This window comes from Parasutterella sp. St.1A3 (genome assembly GCF_059728705.1).
Window position 1 is genome coordinate 2005236 of record NZ_BAAGFK010000001.1, and the last position, 17966, is coordinate 2023201.

Annotated in this window: 15 protein-coding genes; 7 read left to right on the top strand and 8 right to left on the bottom strand. The window is 50.7% G+C overall.

Annotated features, from left to right (window positions below; genetic code table 11):
- The first annotated feature begins 156 nt into the window (after positions 1 to 156).
- The 4 genes from AC6I1F_RS09315 to AC6I1F_RS09330 all read left to right on the top strand — a co-directional run bounded on the left by AC6I1F_RS09315 (position 157) and on the right by AC6I1F_RS09330 (position 5324).
- Complete coding sequence (locus AC6I1F_RS09315; protein ID WP_160334934.1) at positions 157 to 1137, top strand: Bug family tripartite tricarboxylate transporter substrate binding protein; 981 nt, start codon at positions 157 to 159, stop codon at positions 1135 to 1137.
- A 59-nt stretch (positions 1138 to 1196) separates the two neighbouring features.
- A complete protein-coding gene (locus AC6I1F_RS09320; RefSeq protein ID WP_160334933.1) occupies positions 1197 to 1667 on the top strand; it encodes a tripartite tricarboxylate transporter TctB family protein in 471 nt (156 codons plus the stop codon).
- Positions 1668 to 1682: 15 nt separating this feature from the next.
- Entirely contained in the window at positions 1683 to 3191 is a 1509-nt protein-coding gene (locus tag AC6I1F_RS09325) for a tripartite tricarboxylate transporter permease (protein WP_160334932.1), read from the top strand.
- A 63-nt stretch (positions 3192 to 3254) separates the two neighbouring features.
- Positions 3255 to 5324, top strand: coding sequence for a glutamine--tRNA ligase (locus tag AC6I1F_RS09330; protein ID WP_160334931.1), 2070 nt, complete (start codon positions 3255 to 3257; stop codon positions 5322 to 5324).
- Positions 5325 to 5409: 85 nt separating this feature from the next.
- Here the strand turns inward: AC6I1F_RS09330 and AC6I1F_RS09335 are convergent, their stop codons facing one another.
- From AC6I1F_RS09335 to AC6I1F_RS09350, 4 genes are all read right to left on the bottom strand, one after another.
- Complete coding sequence (locus AC6I1F_RS09335) at positions 5410 to 7056, bottom strand: M20/M25/M40 family metallo-hydrolase (RefSeq protein ID WP_160334930.1); 1647 nt, start codon at positions 7054 to 7056, stop codon at positions 5410 to 5412.
- A 99-nt stretch (positions 7057 to 7155) separates the two neighbouring features.
- On the bottom strand, positions 7156 to 7545 hold the full coding sequence (locus AC6I1F_RS09340) for a cytochrome c-type biogenesis protein (RefSeq protein ID WP_160334929.1): 390 nt from the start codon (positions 7543 to 7545) through the stop codon (positions 7156 to 7158).
- Positions 7542 to 9413 carry a heme lyase CcmF/NrfE family subunit gene (locus AC6I1F_RS09345; protein WP_290149155.1) on the bottom strand — a complete coding sequence of 624 codons (1872 nt, stop codon included), beginning with the start codon at positions 9411 to 9413 and terminating at the stop codon, positions 7542 to 7544. The genes AC6I1F_RS09340 and AC6I1F_RS09345 overlap by 4 nt, the downstream gene beginning before the upstream one ends.
- Positions 9414 to 9457: 44 nt before the next feature.
- The gene (locus AC6I1F_RS09350) at positions 9458 to 10111 is read right to left on the bottom strand and encodes a tetratricopeptide repeat protein (protein ID WP_160334927.1); all 654 of its coding nucleotides are present in this window, start codon (positions 10109 to 10111) and stop codon (positions 9458 to 9460) included.
- A gap of 242 nt (positions 10112 to 10353) precedes the next feature.
- Here AC6I1F_RS09350 and AC6I1F_RS09355 point away from each other — a divergent pair, with 242 nt between their 5' ends.
- The 3 genes from AC6I1F_RS09355 to AC6I1F_RS09365 all read left to right on the top strand — a co-directional run bounded on the left by AC6I1F_RS09355 (position 10354) and on the right by AC6I1F_RS09365 (position 14618).
- Complete coding sequence (locus tag AC6I1F_RS09355) at positions 10354 to 10767, top strand: DUF3597 domain-containing protein (RefSeq protein ID WP_160334926.1); 414 nt, start codon at positions 10354 to 10356, stop codon at positions 10765 to 10767.
- Positions 10768 to 10892: 125 nt separating this feature from the next.
- The gene (locus AC6I1F_RS09360; protein WP_160334925.1) at positions 10893 to 11171 is read left to right on the top strand and encodes a lysine transporter; all 279 of its coding nucleotides are present in this window, start codon (positions 10893 to 10895) and stop codon (positions 11169 to 11171) included.
- A gap of 21 nt (positions 11172 to 11192) precedes the next feature.
- Entirely contained in the window at positions 11193 to 14618 is a 3426-nt protein-coding gene (locus AC6I1F_RS09365) for a coiled-coil domain-containing protein (RefSeq protein ID WP_160334924.1), read from the top strand.
- A gap of 46 nt (positions 14619 to 14664) precedes the next feature.
- Here the strand turns inward: AC6I1F_RS09365 and AC6I1F_RS09370 are convergent, their stop codons facing one another.
- The 4 genes from AC6I1F_RS09370 to AC6I1F_RS09385 are packed head-to-tail and all read right to left on the bottom strand — an operon-like array spanning position 14665 to position 17964.
- Positions 14665 to 15306 carry a YigZ family protein gene (locus AC6I1F_RS09370; protein ID WP_160334923.1) on the bottom strand — a complete coding sequence of 214 codons (642 nt, stop codon included), beginning with the start codon at positions 15304 to 15306 and terminating at the stop codon, positions 14665 to 14667.
- A 12-nt stretch (positions 15307 to 15318) separates the two neighbouring features.
- Entirely contained in the window at positions 15319 to 16254 is a 936-nt protein-coding gene (locus AC6I1F_RS09375; RefSeq protein ID WP_160334922.1) for a M14 family metallopeptidase, read from the bottom strand.
- Positions 16251 to 17192, bottom strand: coding sequence for a M14 family metallopeptidase (locus AC6I1F_RS09380; protein ID WP_160334921.1), 942 nt, complete (start codon positions 17190 to 17192; stop codon positions 16251 to 16253). The genes AC6I1F_RS09375 and AC6I1F_RS09380 overlap by 4 nt, the downstream gene beginning before the upstream one ends.
- A gap of 1 nt (position 17193) precedes the next feature.
- A complete protein-coding gene (locus AC6I1F_RS09385; protein ID WP_251570113.1) occupies positions 17194 to 17964 on the bottom strand; it encodes a transglutaminase family protein in 771 nt (256 codons plus the stop codon).
- Positions 17965 to 17966 lie beyond the last annotated feature (2 nt).

Genomic DNA, 17966 nt, shown 5'->3' on the forward strand with positions numbered 1-17966 from the left:
AAATACGGAATAGAAAAGGGAAAATGTACTGTTTTACCCTAGTAGCCGAGTGTCTTTTCATTAATATTTCAGATAGAGAGGTATTTTTTTCTTAGAATGTTGAGAATGTAGGCTTGTATCTGCTTTTTAACAAATCTTCCTACTAATAGGTGAGAAATGACATTTACTAGAAGAAAAATCTGCCTCATGGGCGCTGCCGCCATGGGCTCCGCTCTTATCCCGGGAATTTCCTTCGCGGACGATCCGATCCGCATCATCGTTCCTTATCCTCCCGGAGGACCGCTTGACGTGACCGCCCGAGCTGTTGCAGAAGAAGCCCGCGCCGATCTCGGAAATATTATTGTTGAAAACAAGCCGGGTGCCGGCGGCAACATCGGTGTTGACTATGTCGCCAAACAGTCTCCGGACGGCAAGACCATTGTCATGGGCGCCCTGGCCACACACGCGGTGAACCCGAATCTCTTCAGTAAGCTTCCTTACGACCCGATTAAGGACTTCACTCCGATCACTCTGATCGCTCAGACTCCGAACGTTCTTGTCATTACACCCAAGTTCTCTAAAGAAACCGGTATCAAGAACGTCAAAGACCTGATCGCTTACGCTAAAAAGAACCCGGACAAACTCAATTACGCCTCTGGCGGCAACGGCTCAGCCGGCCACATGTCGGGCGAACTGCTGAAAGCCGATTCCGGCATCAAGCTCGTCCATATTCCGTTCAAGGGCGCAGCCGCTGCGAGAATGAGTGTTCTCGCCGGTGATACCGACCTCATTTTTGACAATCTTGCCTCCGCTTCCGCGGACATCAAAGCCGGCAAACTCATTCCGCTTGCCGTCACAACAAGCTTCAGAGCGCCTGCCCTGCCGGATGTTCCGACAATGGCTGAAGCCGGAGTTCCCAGATTTGATATCTCCACTTGGTACGCTTTCTTCGCTCCCGCAGGTCTGAACCAGAAAGAGCTCGATAAGCTGAACAAAGCATTTGTCAAAGCTATCAAGTCTCAGTCCATGGCCAAGCGCTTTGAAACCATGGGCGCACAGGAAAAAGCCGGAACACCGGCCGAACTTGGCAGCTTTGTCAAAGAAGAAATGGCTAAGTATAAGAAGATCGTTGCGGCAAGCGGCGCTAAAATCGACTAACCATTTTTATCTTTAACCTCAGAAGGCTGTTTTGCAGCCTTCTTCTTTATTTTGCAGCCATGATTAAAGACCAAAGAGATTTTTGGGCCGGCCTTTTATTTATGGGTTTCGGCGCATTCTTCTGTTTATATTCCATCACGCATTACGAACTCGGATCCGCCTCTCGAATGGGGCCGGGATATTTTCCGATGCTCCTCGGCGGATTTCTGTTCCTCCTTGGTCTCTTAATCACGCTGAAATCGCTTCTTTTCAAAAGCGAAGAAGATGACGGCGGAAAGTTCGGCCGATTTGACTGGTACAGTTTTATCGTCATTCTCGGCTCCGTCGCTATTTTTGCGGTACTGCTGCGGCCGGCCGGACTGATTCCGGCGACCGCGATCATGGTATTTCTGTCCTCCTTCGGCAATCTGCCTTTCCGCTGGAAGCCGACGCTGATTCTCTGCGTATTTCTCAGCGCGCTTGTCTGGCTTATTTTCGTTTTCGGGCTCAACCTTATGGTACCGATTTGGCCCGCCTTCCTGGTTCAATAATTCGAGAGGTCTGAGATGGATTTAATTAATAATCTTGCGATCGGCTTCACAACCGCCCTCTCACTGCACAATCTTCTTTACTGTTTCATCGGCGTCACGCTCGGTACGCTGATCGGGGTTCTGCCGGGTCTTGGTCCCGTCGCAACTCTCGCGATGCTGCTCCCGATCACCTACTCTCTCGATCCGACTTCCGCGCTGATTATGCTCGCGGGCATTTATTACGGTTCTCAGTACGGCGGTTCCACAACAGCTATTCTCGTCAACCTCCCAGGAGAATCTGCTTCTGTCGTGACCTGTCTTGACGGGTATCAGATGGCGCGTCAAGGCAAGGCCGGCACCGCCCTCGGGCTCTCGGCCATCGGATCATTTATCGCAGGCTGCTTTGCTACGGTTCTCGTTGCCGCATTCGCTCCCCCGCTGATCGAACTTGCCTTTAAATTCGGCCCTGCGGAATACTTCAGTCTGATGGTGCTCGGCCTTGTCGGAGCGGTTGTTCTTGCCAACGGCTCGGTTCTCAAGGCGTTTGCCATGATCATCCTCGGTCTGCTGCTCGGCATTATCGGCGCTGACGTCAACTCCGGCGCGTTCCGCTTTGACTTTGGCGTGCCCGAGCTTCAGGACGGCATCGACTTCGTCGCAATCTCCATGGGTCTCTTCGGATTCACCGAAATTATCGTGAACCTTTCCAAAGGTGAAACCCGAGAATCTTTAACAGAGAAAGTGGGCTCTATTTGGCCTTCGTTTAAGGAGCTGATGGCAGCTGCGCCCGCCATTACACGCGGAACCCTGCTCGGTTCTTTCCTCGGCATCCTTCCCGGCGGGGGCGCTCTGCTTGCGTCTTTCGCGTCTTACACACTGGAAAAGAAAGTCGCAGGCGAGAACGCGAAACCGCCTTTCGGCCATGGCAACATTGCCGGCGTCGCGGGCCCCGAATCCGCGAACAACGCCGGAGCGCAGACCAGCTTTATTCCGATGCTGACGCTGGGCATTCCCTGCAACGCCACAATGGCGCTGATGATCGGCGCCCTGATGATTCACAACATCACACCGGGCCCGCAGGTGATGAGCTCCAACCCCTCCCTCTTCTGGGGGCTGGTTGTCTCCATGTGGATTGGCAACCTGATGCTTGTCATTTTGAATCTTCCGCTGATCGGCATCTGGGTGCAGCTGCTCAGAATTCCTTACAGTCTGCTCTACCCGATGATTCTGACTTTCTGCTGCATCGGCGTGTACTCCATCAATAACAATCCGTTTGACGTTTACATCACGATTGTCTGCGGCGCCCTCGGCTACCTCTTCTACAAACTGAAATGCGAACCGGCGCCTCTGATCTTAGGCTTCATCCTCGGACCCATGATGGAAGAAAACCTTCGCCGAGCCATGCTGCTCTCCCGCGGTGACCCGACGACCTTCCTGACACGTCCGATCTCACTTGTGCTTCTGATGTTCGCGCTCTTCCTGCTTCTTCTGATTCTGCTTCCGAGCATTAAGAAGACCAGAGAAACCGCATTCCAGGAAGATTAAGGCGATTCAGTCTTTAAAACGGTAAAATAAAAAGTCTGAATCTATTCAAACCGATTGAAAACAATGAGCGATACTACAGAAAAGACGGCATCCAGCCACATTACAAATTTTCTTCGCAATATCATTAACGAAGATCTGGAACAGGGGACAAATGAACCCCGTCACTGGAGGGGCGCTCCCGGCACCTACACCGAGCAAATGGAAGGACCGGTTGACGAAGCCAAAGTTCGTCTGCGTTTCCCGCCGGAACCCAACGGTTATCTTCACATCGGTCACGCCAAAAGTATTTGCATTAACTTCGGTTTAGCCAAAGACTATCAGGGCCGCTGCCACATGCGCTTTGACGATACGAACCCCGTCAAAGAAGATCAGGAGTATGTCGACTCCATCTTAGGCTCTGTCAATTGGCTCGGCTTTGATTGGAAAGACGATAAAGAAATCAACTACTACTTCGCGAGCGATTACTTTGATTACATGTATGAGATCGCGGAGCATTTAATCAAGATCGGCTGCGCTTATGTTGACGAACAGAGCGCAGACGAAATTCGTGAAAACCGCGGCACGCTCAAGTCTCCCGGTGTCAACTCTCCGTACCGCGACCGTTCTCCGGAAGAAAATCTTCGCATTTTCCGCGAGATGAGAGAAGGCAAACATCCTGAAGGCAGCATGGTTGTCCGCAGCAAGATCGATATGGCTTCCCGCAATATCAATCTGCGTGACCCGGCGATCTATCGTATTCGTTTTGCCGAACACCACCGCACAGGCAATAAGTGGTGCATCTATCCGATGTATACCTTCGCGCATCCGCTCGAAGACGTTCTGGAAAATATTACGCACTCGATCTGCACGCTGGAATTCGAAGATCAGCGTGCTTTCTACAATTGGGCTACCGAACGCTCAGTTCCAATCACCCGAGCTCCGCTTTTTGAAAAAGCCGCCGCTTATATCGGTGAGCTTGCTGGCAAAGACTTTGAAGCGCAGAAGCCCTTTATGGAAGCCGCGGTTAAATTCAAGTGGAAACTCGGACAGACCGCTGATGAAAGAAAGGTCTTTGAAATTCTGACGGCGATCAAAGAAGACCCGGCGAAACTCAGCGCGGAAACCGCTAAAACAGTTCTTGATGCGGTCAGCGCAAACCCGGCCGTCTTCACTCCGCTGCTTCAGGATGTTCTGAGTCAGACGGTCAAAGCTAACTACTTCCTGCTTCCGCATCAGTACGAATTCAATCGCCTGAACTTAACTTATGTGGTCATGAGCAAGCGCAAACTGATCGCGCTCGTCAAAGAAGGTCTGGTCGACGGCTGGGATGACCCGCGCATGCCGACACTCGTCGGTCTTCGCCGCCGCGGCTACTCACCTGAGGCGATCCGACTCTTCTGTGAAAGAATCGGAGTTTCTAAACAGACCGGTGCATGGATTGACCACTCTGTGCTGGAAGGTGCCCTCAGAGAAGTTCTTGACGCTCAGGCCGACAGAAGAATTGCCGTGCAAGACCCGATCAAACTGGTCATCGACAACTATCCGGAAGATCAGACCGAAGAGGTTGAAACGCCGAATCATCCGCAGCATCCTGAAAGAGGCTCGCGCAGCCTGATGTTCTCTAAGGAACTTTGGATTGAGCGCTCCGACTTCTCGGAAAATCCTCCGAAAGGCTATCGCCGTCTTACTCTGGCAACTGCAGAGAAGCCCGCAATACCGGTCCGTCTGCGTCATGCCTACGTGGTTGAAGCCACCTCTGTGGAAAAAGATGCGGACGGCAAAGTCGTCACAGTCCACGCCAAGTACTATCCGGAAACCCGCAGCGGTTCGGCCGGCGCCAACAACGTCAAGACGAAGGCTGCAATCCATTGGCTCTCCTGTAAGGAGGCGCTGCCTGCCGAGATCAGACTGTACGACCGCTTATTCAGCGTTCCGAAACCTGACAGCGGAGAGGAAGATTTCCGCACACTCATCAATAAGGACAGCAAGACAGTCTGCAAATCCTACGTTGAACCCTCTCTGAAGCTTGCCAAACCAGAAGATCGCTTCCAGTTTGAGCGCAACGGCTACTATGTCGCCGATCAGAAGGACTTCTCCGCAGATAATCTTGTATTCAACCTTGCCGTTGCCCTTAAGGACAGCTTCGGCAAATAGTCGGTTTACTGCGGTGCGGGATGCGCCGCAGTAAATTCCGCAGTCCTCAGTCACTAAAGCCCGCAACAAGCGGGCTTTGGTGTTTTTAGGAGAGTTTGCGGATTAATTCCAAAAGCAGTTTCGGCGCGATATTGAGCGAATAATCCAGCTCAAGTCTTTCAGTCATCTGATGCGCGTCCCTGCCCGCGGGGCCCATATTCGCGACCGGAATCTCTTCACTGAAATCAATGTCGGTCGGAAGATGGAATACTCTGCCCCAGCCGGCCATGTTTGGCGCCGCTCTCAAGGCCTGTTCGTTCAACGTTTTAAAGCCGAGGAACGAGAGATCGGAAATTCCTCCGAATACCTCATGCATGCGCACCGCACCGTCGGAACTCATCTCTTTGGCCTGCGCCACCACTTCTTCCATCCGGCTTCTGAGCTCGCGCTCTTCTTCCGAGGCGCTGCGGTTGACTCTGGCGGGATAGTACGGAGGCAGAAGTCCCACAATGATCGCGGGACGAGGCGGATTCGCTTTGCTGATCAGCCATTCGCATTCTTTGATCGCCGCTTCCCGGGCATCGATGTCTGAAGGAACACTCTTCCAGAAACCGGCCAGTTCCTCCTCAAAACGCTCTTTGCATTTGGCTGCCGCCATTTTTCTCAAAAGCTTGTACTGAAGAATATTCACCTGCGGGCAATCCGGATAATCCGCGCCTTTTGTGAGGGCAAAGAGGCGCGCTTCTTCGATTCTTCTTCTGGTCTTTGCGGTTCCGCTCGCCGCTGTCAGGCATGCCCAGCGCATAATGTCTTCGACATCTTTTCGGGCGGTTAAAACGTTGAAGTACGCCACTGCCGCTTCGGGCAGCGTGACCGAATAGCTTTCGCGTCTGACCTGCATATACAGACAGGTCGGCGGAGCAAGCAAATCAAGCCCCTCACCTTCAAAGAGTTTGATATCCGTCTCCGCTTCGGTAACGATTTCACTCAGCATGAGAGCGGCATTCAAGCCTTCGAAATAATTGCCGACATGTGCGGGTTTCCCGAGTGCATAGAAAAACGGCATGAGTTTTCCGGTAGTCCCCAAATAATATGGACGAACCGCTTCGGTCATTTCCGTCTCGGAAGTCCAGAAACACGGTTCTCCGGTCAGCGCAGCAACACACTTTAAATGTTCGCTGCGGCATAAATCACTGAAAGCTCTCAGACTTCCGATCATGCCCGCGCTGTTGGCTTCCTCATCCGGAACCGCCCAAAAGAGAATGTTGACTGCGAGATCTCGGTCTCTGATCCATTGCTCCATTGAGGCAAGAAAAAGAGCAAGTCCCGCCTTCATATCCATCGTTCCGCGTCCGAAGAGCCAGTTGCCGCTTTCCAGATCTTTCTTCGCTTCCTGAGAAATCGCGAAGCCTTTCAGAGATTCTGTGTAAGCGTCGGGATTAAAAGCCTGCTCGCGAAGTTCGCCGCAGACCGCTGTATCCACAACATCAAAATGGCCGGTCAGAATAATCGTCTTGTCGGTTGCCCGCGAAGCCCTCAAAAGGGCAATCACCGCATTTCGTCCCAGCGCGTCTCCCTCACAGGGAACCAATCTGACCGAGAGGCGGCCTTCGGATTCCGGGATGAGACGATTAAGAAAATCGGCAATATATTGAGCGCAGCGGTTCTCCTGTTCGGCTCGACCGGAAACAGAAGCAATTGCGCAAAGCTGCTTTAGAATTTCGAGAATGCGCGCGGAATCGGGCGTTTTCATTTTCTATATATTCACAGTAAAAACAGATAGTGCGAATCTATGATTATCCCGCTTTCTGCGTTCTCTTCACAGAACTTCGCCCATGATTTATTAACCCGCTTACTTTAATTTTTTCCTGAGCAGGACTGCGATGACAAACCAGAAGAAAATCGTTAAAAATAAAAACGCCGGAAAGAGCCACAGCATTGCAGTAGAAGCGTTCATCGCTGGTTCATATCGAATCTGCTCACCATAGCGCTCGCTTAGAAACGTAAGAATCTGCTCTTTTGATTCCCCTGCCGCTAACTTTTTATAGATAAGCCCTTTCAGCTCAGCCGCGATAGGCGCTTCCGACTCATAAAGAGACTGAGTCATTGAGGAGGGACATCTCAGCTCTTTGGATATCTCTATCGCCTGAGTGCGGATATCAGCACTTGAGACCGCCGCTAACGACAGGGATGCGAAACACAAAGCCAAACAGCATGTCAGGACATAGATAATTTTTTTCATGAGAGATCCTTTTCTCTTCTAAACGTCCGAGCAAAGAAAAGACCGAATATCATCAAGAGTCCGCCAAGCCAAAGCCATATCATCATCGGTTTAATATTCAGACGCATCAGATACTCTTCCGCGGAAAGCTGATTGCCCATTGAAACGTACAAATCACGGAACAGGCCATGACTGATGCCGGCATGCGTCATCTGCATCCCGTTGCTCTTAAACGTCTGACGCTGCGGGCGAAGCTCGGTAATTTCTTTTTCATTCTTATCAAGCACAATGATGCGACCCTCGTCCGCATAAAAAGACTTGCTGTCAACTTTATCCGTTCTGTCGTAGACAAAGATAACGTCGCCAAGCGGTCTTCCGTAGCCCGGCCCCATTCGGACCAGCGCCTCCTGCTGAAACTGCGTATCGCCGATCACACCGACCATTGATACCGCGATGCCCAAATGAGCGAGAAACGCAAACCAATTTTGTCCGGCGCGTTTTGTCAGCGCCTCTGTGATAAGGCTCAGAAACAGCATTGCACAGGAAAAGACCGCGAAGGCCGTCATAATCGGATCCTTCGGATGCAGGAAAAAAGCGATCGCAACCGATGAGGCAGCGCTTACCGCAATAACCGCGGCGGCAGAGGCTGCTCTTTGTCTAAACAGCGTAAAGCCGCTGATCAGCAAAGCCGCGGCAATCGTCAGCGGCGCGAAGATAGAATTAAAGTACGGAGCCCCGACAGACAGACTTCCGAGTCCGAACCCCTGATAAATAAGCGGGAACACGGTTCCGAATAAAACCACTGCCGCAGCCGCGCTAAGAATCATGACAGCCACGGATACGGCGGCATCATAAGCATTGATTTCTGAAGTATCGCCTTTAAAAAAGACCGCGTTTCTGGCAAAAAGAATCAGCGCAGGCAGTGCCATGAGCACCGTTATTGCAATCAGGAAGAGCCCCTTATTCGGATCGGAAGCGAAGGCGTGAACCGACTGGATCACGCCTGAGCGCACAATAAAGGTGCCGATGAGTGAAACGGTAAAAGCGGCAATCGGGATAAAAAGCACGCTCTTGCAGAGTTTGTGGCGTTTACGGGCAAGCAAAAGCGCATGAAGCTGAGCACTTGCAAGCAGCCACGGGATAAATGAGGAGTTCTCAACCGGATCCCAGAACCACCAGCCGCCCCAGCCGAGCTCGTTATAAGCCCACCAGGAACCGAGAACATTGCCCGCCGTCAAGAAGCCCCAGGCTATGCTCGAAATTTTAGTCAGTGAATTCAGAGAAGTCGGAGTCAGCTGCCTGCGAAGAAGACAGCCGATTGAGAAAGCAAACGAGAGAGAAATCCCTGCGTAACCCAAAAATAAAAGCGGCGGATGAAAAATCATTCCGATGTCCTGAAGAATCGGATTCAGATCCTTGCCTTCGGCAGGTACCATCGGGAGCTGACGCGCAAACGGATTCGAAGTAAAAACGAGAAAAAGAGACAGCAGACCGATAATCAGCAGCGCTGAAGCGACGGCTGGCGCTTTCACTTCTTCGGATTCGTTCGTCAGAAGCGCAAACAAGGTTGTCCAGCAGGAAATCAGCCAAATCCAGAGCAGCATGGAACCTTCGTGGCTGCTCCAAACCGCCGCGATTTTATAAAAAGTCTCCAAGTACGAATTTGAGTTCTCTGAAACATAAGTGACGGAGAAGTCATTGGTCAGGAAAGCGTATGCGAGTGAAAAGAGCGAAAGCGTCAGACCGGAAAACACCGTCAGAACCGCAGGACGCCAGAGCCCTGTGAATGCAGGAGGCTTCCTCAGAACGCCGTAGAGTATTGTCCATGGAAAAACGAAAGCGATCACTGCCGCAAGGATTAAAAGAAAATGTCCGAACTCAGGTAACACGTGATTCTCCTCTTTGTCGCTTTCACCGATATCCAAACGGTCTGTTATTGTTGCTCCGACTTCTGAAGCTTTGTCTGTGCGCTTCTAACCGCATTTGCGACCGCCTCTCGATTGATCCCGGCTGAACCGGATTTCAGCACTTTCTGCCACTCTTCAACAGCGACCCTGTACTCTCCTCTTCGATAAGCGTCTTCTGCAACGAGCATCGTGCTTTCAGCTTCCGCGGGTTTTAACGCCCGGGCCGCATCAATGCTCTCCCGAACATCGTCCGTGATTTTTCTTCCGTTTGCGTAATAAAGCGCTCTTGCCTTTAGGCCGTACAGATCAGCTCTTTGCGGATATTGGGCAATCGCCTGCTCAAATACCTGTGCCGAATCACTAAAGCGTCCGCCCTGAAGCAGCAGTCTTCCAAGTTCGATTTTCTTATCCGCACTGTCCGGAAACCGCAGCACTTCTCTTCTTGCTTCGGTGATTTTTGCCGCAAGCCGAGGATCGATATGCGTCTCAACCTTAGCGTCCTGCCAATCACTGAAGCGGCCGAGTCCCGCATACAGGGCAGATGCGGCAATAAGGATTACGCCCGTCAAAAGAAGTATCGAAAAGGAAATCCGCCCCGCGTTCTGCTTCTTAAAGCAATAGATAAACACTGCCGCTGTAAAGACAGATGCCGCAGCCATGAGCAGAGTTAGCGTAAACAAGCGAATTCTCCTTAGATTAACTTCTTTTTGGATATTTTCGTGATCCGACTCTAAGTTTACCGATTGTTTATTCCGGCTGATTTTCTTTTTAGCCGACCTGCGATAAATATCTAATCTCAGGCAATCAGCTTCCTTTGCCTAAATCGGGGTTTGTACCAATCCGTTTTTGAGGCTGAGAGTAATATTCAGAATTAAGAACACGGTAGTTCCGTTTAATTAGTCATTGAGATACAGGAGGCCATATGGGCATTTTCAATACAATCATGGAAAAACTCGGTTTAGTGAAAGATAAGGCAGTTGAAGCTGTTGCCGGCACTGAAGCCGCAGCCGCGGAAGCCCCAGCCGCAGCTGAACCCGCTGCGCCCGAGGTCTCTGCTTCTGAAGCTCCCCAGACCGTTGACGTCATTGCAGTATGCGAAGAGATTGCAAGCAAGAACGGGGCAAATCTGAACTGGAAAACTTCTATCGTTGACTTGATGAAGCTTCTCGGTATTGATTCCTCTCTAGCTAATCGCAAAACATTGGCTGAAGAGCTCGGATGCCCGAAAGATCTCATCGGCGGAGACTATGCTCAAATGAATGTTTGGCTTCACAAAGCCGTGATGCAGAAGCTTGCTGAGAACGGCGGCAAAGTACCGGCCGATCTAACCAAGTAAACTGATTTAACCACCAAAGCGCCGCTTTTCGCGGCGTTTTTTTATGGCATTTTTGTACTCCTTGAAATCTCCGTTTTGTGTACATCGGTCGATTGCGGTAAAGTGCTGTGTGGAGGTTATATTCAATGTTTGCGTACCCAATTCTTATTGCTTTTCTTGTCGGTTCAGGAGCTTTAATCGGCTGGATCGGATTCAGTTACTGGTGGGGCATTATCCCTGTGCTCATCGGCGGCTTCTGCGGCAGCTACTTCAGCAAGTTCGGAAGACTTCTTCTGACCCCTGATCTTTCCGCATATCAGCGTGAAAAAATTCTGCAGACAACACGCATCCTCACGATCATGTGGATCATTCTGTCTGTGATTTTCTTTGTACTTGGCTACGGTCTGACTAAAGTCACCTACTAACGAAAAAATATCAAGGTAAGCATGAAAATTCTTTCTTTAGAGGCAGTTCCCTCAGATTTTTCGGGATCTCCTTTTCATGTTGATTTCACGGTTGAGGAAAATTACTTCGCCGAAAAGAGCGCGGATGCGGAATCCGCGGCACGCGCCCTGAGGCTCGCCCTATTCGGACGCTCCGATCAAGACGGCGGCACTGAATTTAAGTCAGTGCGGGCTGAGCTCGAATCCTCAGAGGGAATTTTCGATGCTGAATGGAACGGCTCGGAAGCCGTTTTGACAAAAAAAGACGACTCTTCAGCCAAATGGAAAATTTCACAGCTGACCAGCCTCTCTTCAGAAGAATTTTTCAGCGCAATTTTCTTAGACGCGAAACACTGGAACCATAAACTTTCTGCCAGTGACGGCATTTTTGCTTTTGGATCATGCCTGAGCGCGCCAAACACTGACACTCAGCGACTACAGCTCGCGGCAGAAGGCATCGTGAAACAAAAAGAAGCGATGCTTCAGGCTTCCGAGAAAGTCATCGCCTCCATTCCCGCGGTTTCTCAGGAGGAAGAGCAAAACCTCAGCCAGATGCTCGTGCGAACGGAACAGGAACTTGCCGCGCTTCAGCGCGACGTTCAAAAAAATCAGTCCCAAATTGAATGGGTTGGAAAAATTGCTCTACTCAAGGAGGAAATCTCTAAGCTCTCCAAACAGAAGGCCGTCGTTGATGCGGACATCGCCCGATTCCGCGTCAAGCAAACCGTCCTCGAGAAGGCCAGGAAAGCGGACAAGCTCCAGCCCGAATACGACGTTATCGTTCAGCAGAGGGAGCATGAAAAAGAAATCCAGAAAGATCTATCCGACCTGAAGAAAACTACGCCGTTTCTGTCGGAAAAAGTTCGTTCGGCCGCCTCAGCACTGAACGAAGCGGATAAGAACTACCAGCTCACGCTAAAAGAATTCCATGAAAAGCGCACGATTGTCGAAAGAGTGCGTACGCTTGATGAGGATATTTCTTCTTTTTCAATTGAACAGAAGAACACCAAAGACAGTTTGGTTCGCGAACAAACCGCACTGCGTCTGATTCAGGAAAACGTTAACCGACTGAAAGCTTTGCTTTCTCAAGCCAATATGCGCGAGCAGCTGCTTGCTAAAAAGATGAATGAACAGAGCAGCGACTCGCTGCTTGTCTCCGAGCTCGACGAATATGAAAGAGAGCTCCTGATCATCGAGGATGAAAACAGCAATATTGAAAAATTTCAGGAAGATCAGCGCAAACTTCAGAAAACAATCGAACTCAACCGCTCTCAGCTGACCGCAACACAAGCCGCACTGTCTCAGCAAAAAGCGAAAGAACTTTCGCTGCAGAGCGAACTCACGACAAAAAAGCGAATTCTCATTAAAACGGTCGGACATGACTCCCCCGAATCGCTTCATGTCCTACTCGCCGAGCGTGAAGCGCATCTTGCCAAGGTCAATGAAATGGTCGAACGAATTTCTCTTCTGGCCATGGATCACGAAGAACAAGTTAAGGAGAAAGAGCTGCTCGAGGGAACCAAGCATGCCCTTCGCATCTCGTCGCTCTCACTGTCCGCGGCAATCCAGACATTGCGGGATAAGCAGGCTCTGGTTGAAGCAACCTCCTCAGCCCATGCGTTCTATCTTCAGGTCCTCTCTTATGAAAAGGCCAGAAGCGAGCTCATGAACGGAAAACCATGTCCGCTTTGCGGCGCGATTCATCATCCTTATGCCTCCGGTCTTCATTTCGACACCAACACCGCTGAGAAACTTGAAAAAGCAAAAGCTGAAGCGGCTGCCGCAAAACAAACCAAAGAATCTTTAGAGGCAGATCACCTCGCTTTGCAGCAGAGCTTAAACGAGCACGAAACCAGGCTCAGCGATCTGACGAAAAAACTCGAAAGCGAAAAAGATTTTATTTTGAGCGAAACCGCTGAGCTCGGACTGACCGGATTAAGAGAGAAAAAGCCCATCGTATGGGGACCGCTCATTCGCCAGAAGCAGACAGCACTTGTCAATCGGCGCGATGATCTCAAAACCCGGTTAGAAAAAATTGACGCAGGTTTAGAGCAGATAGCCGCTTTAGAAGAAGCGCTTTCCGAAACGTCAGAAGAACTTCGCAAACTTCGTCAAAGCTGCGACTCTTTGGAACTGACCATTAAAAATGATTCGGATTCACTCCAGCAGCTCTACAAAAAAGAAAAAGAATCCGAGCTTGCCCGCGTCAACACAACCCGACTTTTAGAGCGCACCTTTGCCCGCTACGGCCTTAAAGCCTCGACGCCGGCCATGCAGAAGCAGAACTTCCCGACATTGGTGAAACGGCGCGAACAGTGGCTTGCGTGGAGTAGCGAGCATGAAGAGCTCTCTGCGGCTATCGCTAAAGATGCGGAGCAGCTTCGCAGTGAGAACGAGCTTTATACCGTCCAGAAAAAGACTGTGGGAGACATCGAAACGAACCTCGAAGCAATTGCAGAGAAACTCAAAAAACTGCAGAAGGATCGTCACGAAGCCATCGCCAACCACAGCCCGGACGAATTTATCGGTGCGATAGAGTCCGAGTGCGAGAACGCGAAGCGGCTTAAAGACGAGGCTCAGACCGTCTACGAAGCCAGACAGAACGCCTTAAATGAAAACCTGGAAAAAATTGATTCACTTGAAGGTGAGCGAAACGAGATTCAGCTGAAGGTGGCTGAGCTTTCCGCTAACTTTGTGCTGAACCTGAACAAATACGGTTTCCCGAACGAAGTCACTTTCCTCTCTTCCGTGATTTCGTCTACACAGCTCAGCGAACTTGAACGTCAGAGCACTGAACTCAGCGAAAGGCTTAAAACTTACGAGACGCAGCTCGATCAAAAGAAAGAAGAGCTTGCGGGACTTGAAAAACTTGAACTGACGCATCTCACACGATCTCAGCTCGATGAAATTCTGAATCAGAAGAGCGATCAGTTCCACGTCGTAAGCGGGCAAGCCGCAGTTCTGCGGGAGAAAGTCGCCAGCAATCTTAACAACAGAAACAGAAGAAGACGCGAAGAAAAAGAATCTACTTCCCTTAGTGAACAAATTCAGGGCTGGAAGTCTCTGATCGGTACGTCCGAGCATCCTGAAAACCCGGTTGAACTGGCCCGCAAACTACTGGTTCAGTTCGCTAACGAGTATCTCGGACTCTTAGAGGCCGGCTTTAAGCTTCGTTTCCAAGGCAGCAGTCTGCTCGTCAAAACCAGTTCCACTTTAAACGGTCCGACGATTTCTCCGATTTCCGCACTTTCTGAACAAGAACGATCAAGGCTTGCCATGGCACTTCAGCTTGCCCGCACGCAGCTCATTGCTCCGCAGGCCATAACGGAAGGATTTGTTCTGGTGAAATCATCTTCTGAAAATAAGAGCGCTTACCGAGATATTGCGGATAAGCTTTCCGCAAACAACATTCGTCTTCTCGTCAGTTAAACAGCGTCCGGCCGCCGAAGTTCAATTCGGCGACCGCTTTGACAGACTAGGATTCCGCTCTCTTTTCCCGCTCAAGCAGGAGAGAGCCCGCTGTGACTTCTTCGATTTTTTTGCAAAAATCATCAGCGCGGTCTCTCGGCACTTCTAAAGAGAACTCCGCATCCATCGCGAATTCTTTACTGAGGACACGCCCCTCGAAGTCTTCAAGGAGTCTTAGAAACTGGTTGATAAATCGGTGTTCAATACTGAGCGTGATTACTTCTACCGGCACTTTTTTACGAATCGGGAGCGTTTCAAGCGCCATCTTGACGCTTGACTGATAGGCTTTAACCAAGCCGCCCGTTCCTAAAAGGATGCCGCCGAAATAACGTGTCACAACCACCGTAAGTTCTCCGATTCCGCTGTGCGTCACGATGGTCAGCATCGGACGCCCTGCGGTTCCGTGCGGTTCTCCGTCGTCGCTTGCGCCGACACGATCGGAGGAACCGGCTGCGCCAGCGCAATAGGCCCAGCAGTTATGGCGGGCGTCCGCGAATTCCGTTTTAATTTTTTCGATAAAAGCTTTGGCTGATTCCACACTGTCAGTACGGCCGACTGAAGTTATGAAACGGCTGCGCTTGATAGTCTGCTCAACCCGAAAAACCTCGCCGTCGGCGAGGTTCGGAACGTTATAACTTTCATCAGCCATTGATTCTCTCTGTTACTTGTGAAGCTTGCCCACAATTTTAAAGAGAATTTCATTCTCCATGACCAGAGAGTCGTCCTTAGCAAAAAAGATTATGCCCACATCCGGAGAAACGGCTTGAGAAATAATTTCTCCGCTCAGCGGATCAATGATATTGGCGAGCGGCTGGCCCTTCTCCACGGAAGTGAATGAACTGACGAGCGGCACAAACAATCCGGAAGCCTGAGACTTGACGGTCAGCAGTTCTTCCTCTAAGAGTACGGTTGATTCATAACCGCCGTAAACGTTGTCCGTAATCACATTCATTCGCGCAAGGAAGCGGCAGACCGCTGATACCGCAAGCTCTGCACCCTGTGGATCGATCCGATCCGTTGAGCGGCTGTAAAGAGAAAACGCCTTTGTGTCCCAAACCTGCCAGTTAAAATTCAGCGTTGTGGTATCAAACGGTATCGGTTTGCGCAGCACCGCAAACGGAAGACCGAAGAGCTGAGCCAGACCGATATCCTGATAGTCTGTGCGCATCATGCGAACATGCGGAACAAAGTCCCCCGGCAAATAAAAGGATGAAAGCTGCACACCGTACTTGTATCCCTGGATCTTATTAAAAAGGCCCGCGGCGATACGCTGTGTCGTCTCACCCTTGTCATAACCGGGGAACATCCGATTAATATCGGAGTTGTCCATCGCCCAGAATCGCTTGCGGACATTTAAAGAGTAAGGATTACCACAGGGAACAACCGTGAGACCGTGTTTTCGGCAGATCCTGCCTTCTTCCTCCAGCTTTCTGAATCTCTTAACCAGACAGCCGGCAATATAGAGCTGCTGGATTTCATTGCCGCGAAGGCTGCCGACGATACAAAGCGTCTTTTCTGTTCCTCCGAAATGGAAGGCCTTAATTTCGAAGTCCTCCCGATAGGCTGACTCCATTCGATAAAGAAGTTCTTCTCTCATCGCGACGCCTCCTGAAGAATTCTTGCGATAAGCGAGCCCTCATTAACGATCGGATACTCACGCAAAGTAAACAGCAGCCCGTCAACTTCGGAGACGCATTTTTGACGAACTTCTCCTGTCAGCGGATCCACAATTGTTCCGAATTCTTCGCCTCTTTTCACATTGTCACTGTGTCGGACACTCGGAATAAACACACCCGGGACAGAAGCGTTAACAAAACTGACCGCACGGTCCAAGGAAATAATCGGAGCGCTTACGGGGCGCACCGGACCAGTCCACATGCCCTCGTTTTTCATCAGATTCAGTATGCCGTTTGTGAGCCGTTGGCAGTAATCGACTGTAATGCGCATACCGACGCCTGCCTCTACTACCAGAGTCTTCACTCCGATCGAATTCAGACTGTGGGCCAGTGTCGACTCCAAAACGGTTGAGGCCTGATGTACCCACACAAAATCCACGTCGAGCATTTTGGCGTAACGAACCAGTGAGTCAGCCGTCGTGATATTGACTCTGACCTGAGGAATTTCTCGGAGAAAGATATTGCTTGCATGTATATCGATCGCAAAATCCGCACCGGCAAATTCATCCATCAAACGACTCGCGACCCACTCGGTCGGCGCTCCGTCAGCGCTTCCCGGGAAGATTCGGTTCATATCCAGATCGAACCCGGGGAAGCCCCGTTGAATCGTATCAATACCCATCGGATTGAGCGCAGGATAAATATCGACAATCCCATTAAGGTGCTGAGGATTTTCCTTCAGAATTCTATTGAGAAAGTAGCAGACGCACTGGCCTTCAAGCTCGTCGCCGTGGGTGCCCGAGACTATGCAGAGTCTTTTGAGTTTTTTAGTTCCCGCAGCGGCCGGCTCATGTCGGTTTTTACGAATCACCAAAGACTCACCCACGGGGAGTTTGACCGTCACAACGTTTTCAATCATTTCAGATCTCTGTCAACGCGCACTTTGAGAACATGCTTTGATGAGCGCCTCCGTGGAAAATTCCTCTTTCAAGCGCACAGCAGCTAAAGTCCAATCCATGAGAGATTTTCATATATTCATTGCCGCAGACTCGGTTGTGTGTTGGGTCAATCGGAATCCAGCACTCTCCGTCGAAATATTCAGCCCACGCATGTGTCGCGCCCTCACCCTTGAGAAGGCCGGCCACATATCGGCAGACAATCCCGTCAGCGCGTAAGAGCGAAAGCATGACATGCGTAAAATCCTGACAGACACCGGCGCCGATTTCCCAGCAGGCCGCCGCATTCGTCTCGGTGGTTGTCACACCCTTTTCGTAGCGAAGATCGCGTGAAAGAAGATCCATCCAGTGGTAGGCCTTTTCTGTCGGAGTCCCCGAAATCTGATTCGTCAGATAATAGTCTTCCAAGCCGCCGCTCAGACGGGTCAGCGCTGTCGGGTACCGATAATACGGATAGGCGCCTTCGCGGCTTCGAAGCTGCGGATTCAGCTGCACTTCTCCGGTTGAGCAGAAGGAGAACGTCGAATGTTTTTCCGCGATATAGCCGAGGGAAATATTATTTCCCTGGCTGTCGGTTCCGTTGGAGAGGCGCGCGTTTGGCTGGCAAGTCAGTGATGCTCGGGTAATTTCCTGAGTCACGTCGCTCACGGGGAGCGCACGAAGCACAAAAGTATGTTCGGTGACCGGCTCGGAAAAAAACAAATCCGCGCGCAGCATATAGAGGTATTTTTTCATTG

Excerpts from the sequence above, each read along its gene's own strand:
- AC6I1F_RS09325 (WP_160334932.1), top strand. The coding sequence starts at position 1,683 with ATGGATTTAATTAATAATCTTGCGATCGGCTTCACAACCGCCCTCTCA.
- AC6I1F_RS09320 (WP_160334933.1), top strand. The coding sequence starts at position 1,197 with ATGATTAAAGACCAAAGAGATTTTTGGGCCGGCCTTTTATTTATGGGT.
- AC6I1F_RS09380 (WP_160334921.1), bottom strand. The coding sequence starts at position 17,192 with ATGATTGAAAACGTTGTGACGGTCAAACTCCCCGTGGGTGAGTCTTTG.
- AC6I1F_RS09365 (WP_160334924.1), top strand. The coding sequence starts at position 11,193 with ATGAAAATTCTTTCTTTAGAGGCAGTTCCCTCAGATTTTTCGGGATCT.
- AC6I1F_RS09360 (WP_160334925.1), top strand. The coding sequence starts at position 10,893 with ATGTTTGCGTACCCAATTCTTATTGCTTTTCTTGTCGGTTCAGGAGCT.
- AC6I1F_RS09340 (WP_160334929.1), bottom strand. The coding sequence starts at position 7,545 with ATGAAAAAAATTATCTATGTCCTGACATGCTGTTTGGCTTTGTGTTTC.
- AC6I1F_RS09330 (WP_160334931.1), top strand. The coding sequence starts at position 3,255 with ATGAGCGATACTACAGAAAAGACGGCATCCAGCCACATTACAAATTTT.
- AC6I1F_RS09335 (WP_160334930.1), bottom strand. The coding sequence starts at position 7,056 with ATGAAAACGCCCGATTCCGCGCGCATTCTCGAAATTCTAAAGCAGCTT.
- AC6I1F_RS09375 (WP_160334922.1), bottom strand. The coding sequence starts at position 16,254 with ATGAGAGAAGAACTTCTTTATCGAATGGAGTCAGCCTATCGGGAGGAC.
- AC6I1F_RS09370 (WP_160334923.1), bottom strand. The coding sequence starts at position 15,306 with ATGGCTGATGAAAGTTATAACGTTCCGAACCTCGCCGACGGCGAGGTT.
- AC6I1F_RS09385 (WP_251570113.1), bottom strand. The coding sequence starts at position 17,964 with ATGAAAAAATACCTCTATATGCTGCGCGCGGATTTGTTTTTTTCCGAG.
- AC6I1F_RS09315 (WP_160334934.1), top strand. The coding sequence starts at position 157 with ATGACATTTACTAGAAGAAAAATCTGCCTCATGGGCGCTGCCGCCATG.
- AC6I1F_RS09355 (WP_160334926.1), top strand. The coding sequence starts at position 10,354 with ATGGGCATTTTCAATACAATCATGGAAAAACTCGGTTTAGTGAAAGAT.